15 protein-coding genes are annotated in these 15,427 nt (G+C 51.1%); 9 read left to right on the top strand and 6 right to left on the bottom strand.

What is annotated here, in order from left to right; genetic code table 11:
- Window positions 1–74 precede the first annotated feature (74 nt).
- The 7 genes from phoB (at window position 75) to CJA_RS19560 (ending at window position 7,648) form a co-directional block, all read left to right on the top strand.
- Window positions 75–773: a phosphate regulon transcriptional regulator PhoB gene (gene phoB, locus CJA_RS00750; protein ID WP_012485833.1), complete on the top strand. Its 699-nt coding sequence runs from the start codon at window positions 75–77 to the stop codon at window positions 771–773.
- Between the two features lie 36 nt (window positions 774–809).
- On the top strand, window positions 810–2,090 hold the full coding sequence (gene phoR / locus CJA_RS00745) for a phosphate regulon sensor histidine kinase PhoR (RefSeq protein ID WP_012485832.1): 1,281 nt from the start codon (window positions 810–812) through the stop codon (window positions 2,088–2,090).
- A gap of 326 nt (window positions 2,091–2,416) precedes the next feature.
- Window positions 2,417–5,185, top strand: a complete 2,769-nt coding sequence (locus CJA_RS00740; protein WP_012485831.1) for a PKD domain-containing protein — start codon at window positions 2,417–2,419, stop codon at window positions 5,183–5,185.
- 159 nt (window positions 5,186–5,344) lie between these two features.
- Window positions 5,345–5,713 carry a hypothetical protein gene (locus CJA_RS00735; RefSeq protein ID WP_041550814.1) on the top strand — a complete coding sequence of 123 codons (369 nt, stop codon included), beginning with the start codon at window positions 5,345–5,347 and terminating at the stop codon, window positions 5,711–5,713.
- Window positions 5,714–5,770: 57 nt separating this feature from the next.
- Complete coding sequence (locus CJA_RS00730) at window positions 5,771–6,478, top strand: hypothetical protein (RefSeq protein WP_148208768.1); 708 nt, start codon at window positions 5,771–5,773, stop codon at window positions 6,476–6,478.
- Between the two features lie 111 nt (window positions 6,479–6,589).
- Window positions 6,590–7,411: a DUF4062 domain-containing protein gene (locus CJA_RS00725; protein ID WP_202944171.1), complete on the top strand. Its 822-nt coding sequence runs from the start codon at window positions 6,590–6,592 to the stop codon at window positions 7,409–7,411.
- A 48-nt stretch (window positions 7,412–7,459) separates the two neighbouring features.
- Window positions 7,460–7,648 (top strand): hypothetical protein, encoded by a 189-nt coding sequence (locus tag CJA_RS19560; protein WP_202944170.1) that lies wholly within the window; start codon window positions 7,460–7,462, stop codon window positions 7,646–7,648.
- Window positions 7,649–7,689: 41 nt separating this feature from the next.
- On the opposite strand, the gene CJA_RS00720 is transcribed toward CJA_RS19560, so the two are convergent.
- On the bottom strand, window positions 7,690–8,481 hold the full coding sequence (locus tag CJA_RS00720; RefSeq protein WP_012485827.1) for a ParA family protein: 792 nt from the start codon (window positions 8,479–8,481) through the stop codon (window positions 7,690–7,692).
- A 298-nt stretch (window positions 8,482–8,779) separates the two neighbouring features.
- On the opposite strand from CJA_RS00720, the gene CJA_RS00715 reads away from it, so the two are divergent.
- Together CJA_RS00715 and CJA_RS00710 are read left to right on the top strand one after the other, a co-directional pair.
- A complete protein-coding gene (locus tag CJA_RS00715) occupies window positions 8,780–9,976 on the top strand; it encodes a Bcr/CflA family multidrug efflux MFS transporter (protein ID WP_012485826.1) in 1,197 nt (398 codons plus the stop codon).
- Window positions 9,977–10,034: 58 nt separating this feature from the next.
- Window positions 10,035–10,862, top strand: coding sequence for an oxygen-binding di-iron domain-containing protein (locus tag CJA_RS00710; protein WP_012485825.1), 828 nt, complete (start codon window positions 10,035–10,037; stop codon window positions 10,860–10,862).
- Window positions 10,863–10,872: 10 nt separating this feature from the next.
- Here CJA_RS00710 and CJA_RS00705 read toward each other — a convergent pair whose 3' ends face one another.
- Genes CJA_RS00705 through CJA_RS00685 form a run of 5 tightly spaced genes read right to left on the bottom strand, consistent with a single transcriptional unit; the run spans window position 10,873 to window position 15,394 of the window.
- Complete coding sequence (locus CJA_RS00705; RefSeq protein WP_012485824.1) at window positions 10,873–12,681, bottom strand: ABCB family ABC transporter ATP-binding protein/permease; 1,809 nt, start codon at window positions 12,679–12,681, stop codon at window positions 10,873–10,875.
- A gap of 37 nt (window positions 12,682–12,718) precedes the next feature.
- Entirely contained in the window at window positions 12,719–14,059 is a 1,341-nt protein-coding gene (locus tag CJA_RS00700) for an ATP-binding protein (protein WP_012485823.1), read from the bottom strand.
- Complete coding sequence (locus CJA_RS00695) at window positions 14,056–14,721, bottom strand: response regulator transcription factor (protein ID WP_012485822.1); 666 nt, start codon at window positions 14,719–14,721, stop codon at window positions 14,056–14,058. The genes CJA_RS00700 and CJA_RS00695 overlap by 4 nt, the downstream gene beginning before the upstream one ends.
- A complete protein-coding gene (locus CJA_RS00690) occupies window positions 14,721–15,038 on the bottom strand; it encodes a PepSY domain-containing protein (RefSeq protein ID WP_012485821.1) in 318 nt (105 codons plus the stop codon). Before CJA_RS00690 ends, CJA_RS00695 begins: the two co-directional genes overlap by 1 nt.
- Before the next feature lie 20 nt (window positions 15,039–15,058).
- Entirely contained in the window at window positions 15,059–15,394 is a 336-nt protein-coding gene (locus tag CJA_RS00685) for a PepSY domain-containing protein (RefSeq protein WP_238526801.1), read from the bottom strand.
- Window positions 15,395–15,427 lie beyond the last annotated feature (33 nt).

Raw genomic sequence — 15,427 nt, 5'->3', positions numbered from 1 at the left:
CATTGTCATAATTCCGTAACACTGTATTTATTAAATAGCGTCACACGATGTAAGCACCCACCAGGCACAGTGTTATGACCGGACGCAAAATTCTTATTGTTGACGACGAATCCGCTATTCGCGACATGCTGCGTGTCGCGCTCGAAATGGCAGACTACCAATGTATCGAAGCAGGCAATGCGCAAGACGCACACAGCCTGATCATCGACGAAAAACCGGATCTGATCCTGCTCGACTGGATGATGCCCGGCACCAGTGGTATAGAACTCGCCCGCCGCCTCAAACGCGACGAGGTCACCGCCAACCTGCCCATCATCATGCTCACTGCCAAAGGTGAAGAGGACAACAAAATCCAGGGCCTGGAAGTCGGCGCCGACGATTACATCACCAAACCTTTCTCACCGCGCGAATTGGTTGCCCGCCTCAAAGCGGTATTGCGCCGCGCAGACCCACACGTCAACTCCGCCCCGATTATCGTTCAAGGCTTGTGCCTGGACCCGGCCAGTCACCGCGTCACCATCAATAACCAATCGGTCGACATGGGGCCTACGGAATACCGCTTACTGGAATTTTTCCTCACCCACCAGGAAAGAGCCTATACTCGCAGCCAATTGCTGGATCACGTCTGGGGTGGCAATGTCTATGTCGAAGAGCGCACAGTGGATGTCCATATCCGCCGCTTGCGCAAAGCCCTCGCCATTGATGGCCACGAAGATCTGGTGCAAACCGTGCGCGGTACCGGTTATCGTTTTTCCACCAAAATCGAAGCCTGATAAATACCCCGCACCTACCGCGAGAGGCCGCTCAGCTTGTTAAAAGGTTTCACTGCCGAATTGCGTCGCATCGGCCTGATTTTGTGTATCGCACTCATAGTTGGTGTAGCAGTAGACCATATCACCCTGGCGCTACTGCTCGGCAGTACCATCTACATCATCAACCATTTTTTACAATTGCATAAACTGCACAGCTGGACCACCCGCAGCGATCAACCACCCCCGGAAAGCACCGGCCTCTGGGGTGAACTTTTCGATAGCCTCTACCAACTGCAACGCCACCAAAAACTGGAAAAGGAACAGTTGCAAGCGGTCATCAAACGCATCCAGGAAATCACCTCTGCCCTGAAAGACGGGATCATCATCCTCGACTGGCGCGGCCACCTCGACTTCTGGAACCCTGCTGCACATCGCATGCTCGCACTCAACACCAAAGACCAGGGCCAATCCGTCATCAACTTTATCCGCCACCCCAAATTTGTCAGCTATTTTGAAGAGCGCAACTACAGCGAGCCGCTGGAAATTCCCTCACCTCGCTTTCCTTCCAAATACCTGCAATTCCAGATCACACCCTTTGGCAACAACGAGCGTTTGATTGTAGTGCGCGATACCACGCAATTACACAACCTGGAAAAAATGCGCCAGGATTTTGTTGCCAACGTTTCCCACGAACTGCGTACGCCGCTCACGGTTATCAATGGCTATGTTGAAACCCTTGCTGATAACAACACCACTCCCGCCTGGGATAAGCCCTTGCAACAAATGCTGCAACAGGCCAAACGCATGTCGCTGCTGATTAACGACTTGCTGGTACTCTCCAAACTGGAAACTACCGAGGCCGGTCACAATCACAAAGCGATTAATGTCGAACAATTATTGCAAGTCGTCAAAAGCGAAGCCGATGTGCTAAGCAGTGAAAAAAGCCAAACACTCACTCTCATCTGCAACAACACCACCAAACCACTCACCCTGCAAGGCAACGAAAAGGAACTGCACAGCGCCTTTTCCAACCTGGTCACCAACGCCATCAAATACACCCAGGCAGAAGGAAAAATTTCCATCCTGCTATGGCAGGATAAAAACCACTTCTACGTCTCCGTCAGCGACAACGGCCCCGGCATAGAAGCCAAGCACCTGCCCCGCCTCACCGAGCGCTTCTACCGTGTAGACGCCAGCCGCAACAGCGGTACCGGCGGCACCGGCCTCGGCCTCGCCATCGTCAAACACGTCCTCATGCGCCACGACGCCGAATTAAAAATCACCAGCGAAGTGGGCAAAGGCAGCGTGTTTATGTGCGTATTCCCTCTACCTCAATAAAACCTAATAACAACGAGTTAAACCGAAGAAAATCGGCATATAAAATACATCGAGCGATGGTTGTTTAAATAACGCTTTACGATGCAAACTTGCCTTGAAAAAAAGTTCATTACTTGCAACGTAAATCCAGTTCGTACTCCATTCATACCTAGTACGCCTTATACAAACTGCGCACAATTAAAAATTATTGAATCTTTAGTAAATTTTCTTAAAAAGAGAAAATGCAACCTATTTCAAATTTTTCTTATTTAGCATAAAATCAAGTAGCTTACGCAAAAATTTTTACCCCTCCCGTAAAGGAAAAACAGAAAATTTGAGAGGTTCTCATGAAAGGAAATATTCAGGATGTGTGCAAAACACTAATTTTTGTTATTACAATACTTAATATCACTGCCTGTGGTGGTAGCAGTAGCAGTAGCAGTAGCAGTAGCAGTAGCAGTAGCAGTAGCAGTAGCAGTAGCAGTAGCAGTAGCAGTGTTCAAAATACTGCTCCTATTGCCAACGCAGGACCAGATAAAACGACTAATGAAAGGGAAGAAGTTGTTCTGGATGGAAATACCTCTTCAGATATAGACAATGACCCACTCGCTTACAGCTGGACCCAGATTTCAGGTCCCAGTGTTTCCCTGACGGATGCGAATACGGCGACAGCCAAGTTTATAGCCCCAACTGTAGCAGTTGATACACCAGCAGTATTTCGACTGACAGTTGATGATGGTTTGTTGAACCATACTGACGATATCCTGATTACAATCAAACCTGTAACCGACAGTATATCTATTGCAATACTCGGACTCGGCAATGAAATTCTAGTTACCAATGAACCAACAATCTCTGTGGCAGGCATAGCCAGTGCTGACGCCCCTATCAACAAAATCAGCTTCAACAATCCATCATCTGCAATATCCGGTGACGCGGCGGGAATAGAAAATTGGTCAGTTTCAGTGCCTCTGGCTATTGGCGACAATCCTTTGACTTTTACCGCACAGGCAGCTGATGGTAAAACAGCCGAAATTAACACCACTATAACCTACTACCCCAATCTTGCGTTTAATACCCCACTAATATTATCTCAAGATATCGCCTACAAAAATGAAACTGTCAACCTATCTGTAACCATAGGCCTGTCCACAGGAACCGAACCAACAGTCACTCTATTTACAGCAAGCGAAGATGGTACGCCTGGAAGTGAACTTGAACCAATGTTGGATGATGGCAAACTGCCAGACGAGATAGAAAAAGACGGTATCTACTCTACTCAATTTGCCATTACACCAACCAGCACAGGCTATCAATGCTACCGAGCCAAAATTGAGATTAACGATAGCACGCCTTACTTCTCAGAACTTCGGTGTATGTGGGTTACATCTCACTACACTGCTGAGGAAGTAGCCACAGCAACCTCTGTCGCTGATGATCTGGAAAGTGCTTATCTCACTCTACTTGCCAATGGCAAAACCGAGATAGAGGCTGCTAACACTGTTGTATCCAGCCTCTCAACTAACATAGATATTGGTGAGGCCGGAGCAACTGGAGATGGTGGTATTTGGTGGGTCACTAAAGCCGGTATTCTTGGAGCCTACCATCCGGTACTTGAGAACCAACGGGCAGCAGCTGCAAAACAGCGCAATGCAACTCCACGCAAACAGAATCCCATATCAACAAAAAAACCTGTCGTACCAACTGTTGCTTACCCGGCGACTTATCTTGCACATCGCAACTACTATGTTCCATCAGCGCCTGCTCAACCGACCAGTAAGTACAACCTTCGGACTAAAACAGCTGGCGAAAATAATCCTATTCTCAGCAATAAAGCCCTTATTATTAGTCCTTATCTCAATAATCCAATTGATCCACAAAACAGCTTTGGGAGTTCCGATGATTATTTTGGGGTATGGAATTCAATCAAAAATGGGAATCAGTGCCTGCTCTATGCAGAAAAAGAAGCCGTTAATAATGGCAGCCTAAATGTCTCTCTTAGTGACTTTTACAATCTTTCATCCTTTGGCTATATACACATAGTCACGCATGGTGATAATTTCTACAATGGCCTCCTAAGCTTATGGCAAAATAATTGGGGCCCCAACAATTTTCTTACCGGCTCCTTGTCTCAAGTTGTAATTTACAGCGGCTTATATTTACCTTCTGATGGCAATGGAGGTTACGACATCACTGGCTATGAGGATGACCTCCAGGCCAAGCGTCTGGTCATAGCGCCAGGTGGTGCCATCGCTATACTACCTAGCTACTTCCAGCGCTATGTGGGCGCATTACCAAACAGTTTGGTCATACTGGGTGCTTGTCGATCCACCTATAACAACTCACTCGCAAACGTTTTCCTAAGCAAAGGTGCCGGGGCTGTGGTTGGTTACACGGATTACGTAAATTCATCCTATGCACAGAACACGCTAAAGATGCTTGTAGAGGAAATGTATACCGGCAAGGATGTTGGCGAAGCGATTAATGCCACTACTGCCATTTACGGAACCAACGACGCAGACAATGACCCAGCCTACATCACCTTATCCGGTGCCAGCAATCTCTCGTTTGGTTCCGGCAACTTCAGCAATCTTGGCTTTGAGGATGGAACCTTAACGACCTGGGAGCGTAGCGGCGATGGCCGTGTTATTTCACAACTGGGTTCAACACGACCTACTGAAGGAGTTTGGGCAGGAATTATATCGACTGGACTGGGTTACACTACAACTGCTGGACAAATCGAACAGACTGGTTGCCTGGCTAACAATGTAACCAAACTAAATTTCGATTGGAATTTCTTCTCCGAGGAATTCCTGGAGTATTGTGAGTCTATATATCAAGATGAATTCAAAGTCGATATATGCGAAAAAGATAATAGTGTAACTACAAATTGCCAAACCCTATTCCAGACCAATATTGACCAGCTTTGCAACTCTGTATCAGCATCTGATGTTTCGTTTGATCAAGGCGGAGTCTATAACACTGGCTGGTCACGCAAGAGTCTGAATATTGATAGTTATGCTGGTAAAAATGTACTGCTACGTTTCTATGCAACTGATATTGGAGACAGTATTTATGACTCAGCAATCCTGCTGGATAACATCGAAATAGAATAATGATGATGCACTACGGTGCCATACCCAGGCACCGTAGTGCATAAAAAGTCAATGAAAATTTTAAAAAATCATTTCACTCTATGTAAAAGTCGTCTGATACTTTACTGTGCAGGCTGGTTAATAGCTTCTTGTTGCTCATCTAATACTGAATCAAACAGAATGGAAAAATGGGATACGGGAGATGTGCAATTCAGTTTGAAGGGAGAAACAGCAGATGTAGATACTCGCACTTGCTTGGAGGAGGTAAGCAGAGGACTGATACAGTCTATTCAGGCCAACACACTTGTGACGATGCGTGTGTATGTTCACCGCAATCATCAATTAGTCAAAAATATTATCGATAGTAAATCCCTTACGATTACCCTGACTACACCATCAACTCCTTTGGTACACTACTCAATAGCGATAGCTGATTCCTTTGACTATATTGTTGTATATGACACTAAGTTAGATAGATATTCTATCCGCAACTTACCTGAAGGCATGGCATTTCCTAATCTCAAAACCTGTTTCTCCAAGGAAGAATAGATTTTCTGCAAAATAAGCTGGCATTGGCTACTACTCGTTAACCTATAAGGCCCACCTATGCCATATTCAAAAATTATCTTCTCATTCATTGCCATACTGGCAGCTACTTTCCACACATTTGAGTGGGGAGTCAAATTTGACGCTATCGGCATGTCCTTGCTATTGCTGGCGGCTATACCCTGGGCATCGTCGTGGCTTGAAAGTATTAAGGTCGGTAATTTTGAAGCGAAGTTCAGAGAGCTGCAAGAAGCCGTAGATGCCACGCAGAAAGAGCTGGATCAATTGAAATCCACCTATCGGGAAATGGAGCAGGACTTCATGAAGACCTGTAACGAATTTGATCCGGATGCGCCGGCAACCGAACTGAATAAACTTGCCTCAAAACTCAAGGCCAAAGCCAAAGGGCTTACGTCAATAGATTTCCTGTTTTCCAATTTGGCAAATTCATCCAACCAGGCTGAGGTATTCGGTGCTGCCTGTGCTTTGCATGTCAGGCCGCAATTCCATGCCATTGATGGTGTTATCAACCTACTTGACGCATTATCAAAAACTGCGACTCTACGGGACTTCCGCTTAAAAACAATCTATCGATTACTGATGGCGGTAGACGAAATAGTAAAACTGGATACACGAAATGACGAAAGCCTGTTAACGGATGAGCAGCGAAAAGGGATTGCCAGGGTACTGGCACAACTTCAATCTCACCCAAGATGCCTGGCCGATGATACGTCTCAATACGCGGCTAAAATCATTGCCAAGTTATAACCAGAAGTCATCTCAAACAACTGTGCATTTTTTTGCTGTAATATTGGGGTATTCTATATCCCCTATCAAATTCAAAATATCCACAGAATATTATTAACAGGCATATTTTCCATGGATAAACGATACCAGGTGTTTGTCAGCTCCACCTATGAAGACCTGAGGGAAGAGCGGCAGGAGATTATGCAGGCCCTGCTTGAGCTGGATTGTATTCCCGCCGGGATGGAACTGTTCCCTGCCACCAATGAAGACCAATGGACGCTCATCCGAAAGGTCATTGAAGACTGCGATTATTATATTGTGGTTATCGGCGGGCGATACGGCTCTGTTGGCCCATTGGGTATCAGCTATACCCAGATGGAGTATGAATACGCGGTAGCACAAAACAAACCTGTCATTGCCTTCCTGCATAAAGATCCGGGTACACTGCCAGCCAAACGGGTTGAGAAGTCCGAACAGGGCAAAGAAAAACTCGATGAATTCCGCGCATTAGCCCAACAAAAAATGTGCAAATTCTGGACAACACCGGCCGATTTGGGATCTGCGGTCAGTCGCAGCCTGATTAAATTAATTAAAGCCAACCCGGCAGTTGGATGGGTCAAAGCTGATTTACTTCCGGAGAAAAGTGCCACAGAAGAAATTTTACGCCTCAGGCAACAAATTGAAGACCTGCAAAACCAGCTCGCAGATTCCCAGCAAGCATCAACGATTGGTATTGAGCACCTGGCCCAAGGCGATGATATTGTCGAGATCAGCTATGCATTCGGCGCATTCAAAACATCGGAATGGCGACCTGATGTAACCTATAAAGCCTCATTCCAAACCACCTGGAACCATATTTTCTCAGCCATATCGCCCTTACTCATTGATGAAGCACCGGATAATACGCTGAAAAAAGGACTCAACAGTTTTATTGAAGCGGAACAGCTTAACTAGCTGCATTCCAACCGGAAACTGGATGGTTTTGTGCTTAAGAATTTTGAAATGAATGACGATGTTTTCAATACGATTAAAGTTCAATTCCTGGCCTTGCGCTTAATGGCCAAAAGCACCAAGCGGAAAACACGCAGCGTTAATGATAAATCAGCCTATTGGATGTTAACCCCGGCCGGAGAAGCCGCTATGGTTACCTTGCGAGCCATTAGAAAACTTCAGCTGACTCAAGAATCCTGATTGTTATCCGGCATTGTTCCTGCAGCAATGGAAGACGCCATTCACCCCTGCGCAGTACCTTCACGCGATATTTCAGACGGCGTAAGCTCATGGGCCGCTTCATCCTTGAGCCACTGGTGCTCGCGATTTTGTGCATCAATCCAGTTCATTAACGACTCCCAATCCTCGCGGTCGCGGGCGTAGGCTTGTTGGGGATAGTCGATAATGCCTCGTCCTTCGGTGTAGGCACGCACATAATTTTGGGTATCGCGCAAATTGGCGGGATAGGGGATTTGCAGGCTTTGCAGGAATTTTTGCAGACGCACCCAGGCACTGGCTTGCTGGCGGATACGGTTGGCGACAACGGCTATCGGACGGCGCTTGCGACGCATGTTTTGTGTTAACAGCAGCTCACCGATAAAACGGGCACTGGCACGGATGTCGATTTCAGACGGCATTACCGGTACCAAAATCAAATCGTGGTCGCGCACCAGATCATCCAATGCCAGGCCGCTGAGCCCCGGTGGCGCATCGGTAACCAGCCAACGGGTAGATTTGGGCGCGCGCAATTGAAAGCTGAGGGTTGTACGACTGCTGGATTCGATTTTAAAACCATAAATAAAGGGCAATTCCAGCGGACGCTGCTTGATCCAGTGGCTGGATGATCCCTGGGGATCGGCATCCAGTAATGAAGTGGACTCACCGCGCTTAGCTAACCAGGCAGCAAGATTGGTGCTGAGCGTGGTCTTGCCCGAACCGCCCTTTCCGTTAATAACCAGGATACGGCAGGCGTTGAGCGCCTGGATCGAGATCAGGGGCTCCGAATGGCGCTTGTGCAGGGGCGTAATATCCATGGGGCTGTCGCTGTTATCAGTTACACATAGAATATAGTCAGATCGTTTATAAATTCGACCTTTTTGTCATCTTTTAGCAGGTTTCGAGTATAAAGCACCCACATCGTGATGTCGTCGCAATAATCCTCGCTACTGATACAGCCTCTCCCCTGGTTATTTGCAATAGTTGGCCTATCAATCGAATTTTTGGTGGATTCGCCATCAACTGTCCCCCTCGTTCACTGGAAAATGAATCGCTAGTATGGACACCAATCAATATCCGAAACATGAAGGAGCGCGTTTGCGCTCGATACCTGTTATGACCAAAGAATCCCATCCCTGGTTGATTGTGTTACTGGCCGCGATTATCGCGACCACGCCCCTGGCCGTGGATATGTACCTGCCTGCCATGCCGGTGATTGCCGGTGACCTGAACGCCCACATCGGCAGTGTGCAGCAATCCCTGAGTATTTTTCTGGCCGCCTATGCCGCTGGCATGCTGCTGTTTGGTCCCCTGGCCGATATGATCGGCCGCCGCCCCCTGGCCCTGTTTGGCCTGGGTGGTTTTACCCTGAGCAGTGTAGCGCTCGCTTTTTCCAGCCAAATCGACCAATTCCTGTTATTGCGCGTCATCCAGGCTTTCTGCGGTGCTGCCGCTACCGTTGTAGCGCCAGGGGTTGTGCGTTACCTGTACCAGGAACATACCGCCAAAGGCATGTCCTATATCTCCATGATGATGATGCTGGCGCCCCTGTTGGCTCCCGGTGTGGGCAGCCTGGTGCTATGGGTGAGTGATTGGCGCAGTATCTTCTGGTTACTGGCGGTGTATGGGCTGTTGATCTGGGTATTGATATGGCGCTATTTGCCAGAAATTCCGCGCGCGGAAAACCAGCCCAAACCCAATTTGCTGAGTGGCTATCGCACTGTGTTTGGCCATAGTGGCGCCCGCCCGCTGATTGTGAGCATGATGTTTGGCTCCTTTGCATTTTTCTGTTTTATCACCGCGGTGCCTTTTGTTTATATCCAATACTTCGGCGCCAGCGAACAGCAATTCAGCCTGCTGTTTGGATTTAATGTGGTGATGTTGATGCTGGCGAACTGGGTTAACAGTCGCTGGGTGATACGCGTCGGCTCACTCACCATGTTGCGCGCCGGTTTGGTGCTGGCAACGGTCAGTGCCCTTGTCCTGGCCGGTGTGAATCTCGCTGAATTAAATTTGTGGTTTACGGTGTTTAGTGTGGCGCCGCTGATGATGGGACTGACCCTGATCGGGACCAATACCGATGCACTGGTATTGATGCAGTTTCCCCATAATACCGGTACAGCGACAGCCGTTAATGGCACCCTGCGTTTTGGCAGCGGTGCATTTGCCGGCCCGTTGCTCGCCTGGTTTTATAACGGTACGGCCCTGCCTTTTGCATTATTAATGTTGACTGGTGTGCTCGGCGTTATGCTGTGCCAGATCTACTATGGGTATTTACATCGCAAACCCCGGCATATTGTTGAGCCTCTTTGATACGCATCAAGTCACCGCCGCCCACAGGCTTTAAGCTGTGCGGATGGCGGAGGCTATTATGAATCACCCTTTTTTCCAGCAAGACAAAGCGCATTTTTTATTTAACCAACCCGGCCACCAGTGCATCCAGTTTTCTGACCTGGTCGTCGGTGAAGGAATACAGGCTAACCAGTTTTTAATTATCAGCAACGGCCGCGCAGCCCTCATAGACCCGGGAGGCGACCTGACCTATACCCCGCTCAATATCGAATTGGGCAAACGGGTCAAAACCCAGCAGCTGGATTATATTTTTGCTTCACACCAGGACCCGGATATTATTGCATCGCTGCCGCGCTGGATGATGCACACCCAATGCAAGGTGGTCACCTCTAAACTCTGGTCGCGTTTTTTGCCGCACCTGGCATCGCAGTTTATGACTCAGCAATATTGCCAGGCGTTTGAAGAGCGCATCATTGCACTGCCGGATCACGGCGGCGCTACGCGCCTGGGTAATACGGAAATCATTGCCCTGCCCGCCCATTTTTTACATTCCGTCGGTAACTTCCATTTTTACGATCCTGTCAGCAAAATTTTATTCAGTGGTGATATGGGCGCATCACTGGTTGAAACCCACGCAGAAAAACCGATAGAAAATTTTGACGCCCATGTGCCCCATATGCTCGGTTTTCACCAGCGCTATATGGCGAGTAATAAAGCCTGTCGCCTGTGGGCCAATATGGTGAGGGAAATGGATGTGGACATGATGGTGCCACAACACGGCAGCCCGTTTGTGGGTAAGGCGATAATCCATCAGTTCCTCGACTGGATCAGCAACTTACCTTGCGGAATAGACCTGCTCAATCAATCCCGCTTTGATGCGCGCAAGGCCGGCTATCGCGGCGAATAATAGCGATACCTCAATGCTCCTCCTGCTGCCGATTCCACAATTGGGCGTAGGCACCCTGTTTGGCCAGTAATTGCGCGTGACTGCCCTGCTCTACCACCTGGCCCTGTTCCATCACCAGGATTTGATCGGCATCTACCACCGTGGACAAGCGATGTGCAATCACCAGGGTTGTGTGTCCCGCCGCCAGCTCCCGCAGTGCATCGAGTATGGCGGCTTCGGCGTGGGAATCGAGCGCGCTGGTCGCTTCATCAAAAATCAGGATAGGCGCTTTTTTGAGAAGCACACGTGCAATCGCAATACGCTGCTTTTCACCACCGGAAACTTTTAAGCCGCGCTCACCAACGAGGGTTTGATCACCCTGCGGCAAGCTGCGAATAAATATTTCCAAATGGGCCGCCTTGATCGCGCGATCAATCTCCTCTTCACTGGCGGCAGGATTACCGTAGGCAATATTGTCGCGAATGCTGGCATTAAACAGCACCGTATCCTGGGGCACTACGGCGATGGAACGGCGCAAGCTTTCAAGGGTGAGCTGGCGAATATCCTGTCCGTCGATATAAATATTGCCGCCCTGGATATCGTAAAAGCGGTAGAGCAAACGCGCGATCGTGCTTTTACCCGCCCCTGAAGCACCGACAATGGCCAGCTTGCTACCCGGTGCCACACGCGCACTGAAATTGCGCAGGATGGGACGCTCCGGCGTATAGCCAAAATCCACCCGCTCAAAATAGATTTCACCGGCGCCGGCTTGTCGCGGCTTGGCATCGGGTGTGTCGACAATTGCCGGTTGGCGACGCAGGAGCGCGAGCATATTTTCCAGGTCGGTGAGCGCGCGGCGGATTTCGCGATAGACAAAACCGAGGAAGTTCAGCGGAATAAATAACTGGATCATGTAGGCGTTGATCATCGCCAGGTCCCCCAGGGTCATCTGCTGGTCGATCACACTCTGTGCCGCCATCCACATCATGGCGGTCATGGCGATGGCAATAATCAGGGCCTGGCCGGAATTGAGTGCCAGCAGTGACATGCGGTTTTTTAATTTGGCGGATTCCCATTTTTCCAGGAATTTATCGTAGGTCTCCGCTTCGTAATGTTCGTTGTTGAAATACTTTACCGTTTCATAGTTGAGCAGCGAATCTATGGCGCGCGTACTGGTGGATGAATCAGCCTGGTTGGCTTCGCGCACAAAACGGTTGCGCCACTCGGTGGTCAGGATAGTGAAAATGACGTAAATCACTACGGCCAGCAGGGTAATAACCGCATACCAGATGGAAAAAGCCGCCGCAAAAATAATCGCCACCATCAGGATTTCAAACAGCGTGGGCACTATGTTGAACATTAAAAAGCGCATCAAAAAACTGATGCCGTTGGTGCCGCGCTCTATATCGCGGCTGACGCCGCCGGTCGCGCGATCAAGGTGGAATGCCAGCTCCAGCGAATGCAGGTGTTTGAACACCCGCAAGCCGATATGGCGCATGGCATGTTCGGTAATCCGGCTAAACAGCGCATCGCGCAACTCGCCAAAAAACACACTGCCAAACCGCAGCAAACCATAAAACACCACAAACGCGATGGGTAATACCAAGGCGGGCGACAGGCTGCGATCAACACCATCAATGATATGTTTCAGCGCCCAGGGCATGGCCAGGGTAGCGCCCTTGGCGGCGAGCAAGGCCAGGATGGCAAGTATCAGGCGCCCTTTGAAATCCCACAGGTATGGCAGCAGGTAACCCAGGGTTTGGCGCAGATGGACAGGGGTGGGGGAGCGCGGCTCCTGGTTGGGATGTGCAGATAAACCGGAGCTGTGCATGCCGCGCATAAGGGCAACCTGTCTGAGTGAGAGGCGAGAAAGGAATTCAGGCCAATCTGGGGACAGGTAGGGAGATTACAACCCGCAGGCCGCCAAGGGGGCTGTCTTGCAGTGACAGTTCACCGCCAATATGGCTGAGGATATCGCGCACTATCGCTAACCCCAGGCCATGCCCCTCTACCTGCTCATCACCGCGTGAGCCCCGCTTCAGGACCGCCGCCCACTGCTCTGGCTCAATACCGGGGCCATCGTCATCGACCGCTATCAGGTAGGTGTGGCCTTGTTGCTGGACGCTCAGGCTCACTTCGGCGCCGGCCCATTTGCAGGCGTTATCCAGCAGGTTGCCAAACAGCTCCAACAGGTCTTCCCTGTCCCAGGGGAGCTGCAGGCCAGGGGGAGCATCCCAGTGGAGCTTCAGGTCGCGTCCGTGTATCTGGCGCAGGGTATCGCAGAGATCCGCCAGCTCGCGCGCGCAATCAAAATAGGCACCGGGCAGGGCCTCACCGGCCAACCGGGCGCGCCCCAATTCACGCGCCAGGCGCTGCTGGATTGCATCCAGTTGCTGGCGCAGGCTATCGCGCAGGGCCGGATGTGCATCCAGCTCCTGGCGATTACTCAGGCTGAACAGCACAGCCAGAGGGGTCTTGAGCGCATGGCCCAGGTTGCCCAGGGCGTCGCGCGAGCGGCGCAGGGTATCTTCGGTGTGGATCAGCAAGCGGTTGATTTGCTCCACCAGGGGCTGCAACTCATCCGGCACCCGGGTATCCAGGCTGGAGCGCTGCCCCTGCTGTAACTGGGCCAATTGCAGACGCGCGGTTTCCAGGGGGGCCAGGGCGCGGGTCACCAATTGGCGCTGCACCCACAGGATCAATAACAGCGCCAGGGCACCGCCGCCCAAAACCCATAGCTGGATACGGCGCAGGCTCTCCAGCATGGGACGGTAATCGCGGCCTACCACCAGAACGGCATCGCGCCCCAGGCGATGGTAATCCGCCCGAAGCAGGATTAACTGCTGGCCCTGGGGGCCGGGTACCAGTTCTTCCTGCAAGCCGGCCTTATCCGGCAGGGCAGTATCGGTATCCCAAAAAGAGCGGGAGCGCCAGCGCTGGGCCGGCGCCTGGTCTGCTGGCTCCAGGTGCACCACATAGTACTGGCCGGAAAAAGGCCGATCGTAGGCCGGTGCCAGGCGGCGCGGGTCCAGGCGGATTTCGCCCTCCTGGCGCACCAGGGCACGCAACAGGGTTTCCGTTTCGATGCGCAGGTGATTCTCCAGGTAGCGACGCAAGCCCTGCTCAAACAACCAAATGCTGATCTGCGCCAGGAGCACGCCTGCAATCACCAGGCTGGTAACCAACCCCAGGCTGAGCCGACGGCGGATAGAACTCAAGCCTCACCCCCGAGGCGATAGCCCTGGCCGCGACGGGTTTCAATAATGTCCTTACCCAATTTGCGGCGCAGGTGATTGATATGCACCTCAATCACATTGGAGTCGCGCTCGGCTTCGCCGTTGTAAAGGTGATCGTACAGTTGGGACTTGGACAGGATACGTTCGGGATGCAGCATCAAATAGCGCAGCAGGCTGAACTCGGCGGCGGTCAGGGTAACGGTTTCACCGCGGTATTGTGCCATCTGGCGCGCCTCATCCAGCACCAGGCCTGCCGCCTGGAGTTGGGGCTGGTTGGCAAAACCATGGGCGCGGCGCAGCAAGGCCTGTATGCGCAATTGCAATTCCTCGGGGTGGAAAGGCTTGGTGAGGTAATCGTCTGCACCAGCCTTGAGTCCATCGATACGCTCACTCCATTTATCGCGTGCAGTGAGGATCAATACCGGTGTATGCAAGCCCTGCGCGCGCCAATGGCGCAAGACATCCAGACCGGAGGTGCCGGGCAACCCCAGATCGAGTAACACCAGGTCATAGGGCTCTATCAAGCCCTGGTGCAGGGCGTCGCGACCATCGGCCAGCCAATCCAGTGCATAGCCCAGGCGCTTGAGGTCGCGATTTAACTCATCGGCCAGGGCGACATTGTCTTCCACCAACAGCAAACGCATTAATCGTCTTCCTCATCGCTCAGGATCTGTCCGCTGGATGCGTCCAGTTCCAGCTCGCGCACACGGCCCTCGCGGGTCAGCAATTCCACTTCGTACACATAGATACCATCTTCCCGTTCAAGGTCGACCTCCAGCAGGCTGGCCCCCGGATAACGCTGGTACAGGCTGGTCAGTATTTGCTCCAGCGGCAATATATGGCCCTGCTCACGCAGGGCTCGGGCCAGGTCCTGATCGAGGTCATCCGCGCCTGCCCCGGAATTCAGGGCAAGGCACACCAGCATCAAACCGACAGCAGTGAAACGGGGAATCAGGCTCATCGATTATTTCCCATAAAACGTTAATCATCGCGCTCATTGCGCAGCAGCTCGCCAGTAGCCGCATTCAATTCAAGATCCCACTCCTGGCCCTGGGCATCCAGCACTTCCACCTGATACACATAGCGGCCCCAGGCTTCTTCCAATTCCGTATCGCCAATACGGCCACCGGGATGCTGGGCGAGGGCCAGGTTATTCAGTTTATCAAACGCGAGGATAGCCCCCTGGTCGCGCAGGGCCAACGCCTTGTCCGGGCCTATATCATCGGCCTGAACTGCCGTGGATGCGATAGCCAGGACACTTGCCAAAGACAAGCCAGCAACCAGCGTTCGGGAAATTTTCAGTGTAGTGTTCATCATAGGTCTCCTGAGTCAGTTTGTCGTAACAAGCTC

This window comes from Cellvibrio japonicus Ueda107 (assembly GCF_000019225.1).
In the GTDB taxonomy this organism is placed as follows: Bacteria; Pseudomonadota; Gammaproteobacteria; order Pseudomonadales; family Cellvibrionaceae; genus Cellvibrio; species Cellvibrio japonicus.
This window is presented reverse-complemented; position numbering and strand designations above follow the sequence as displayed.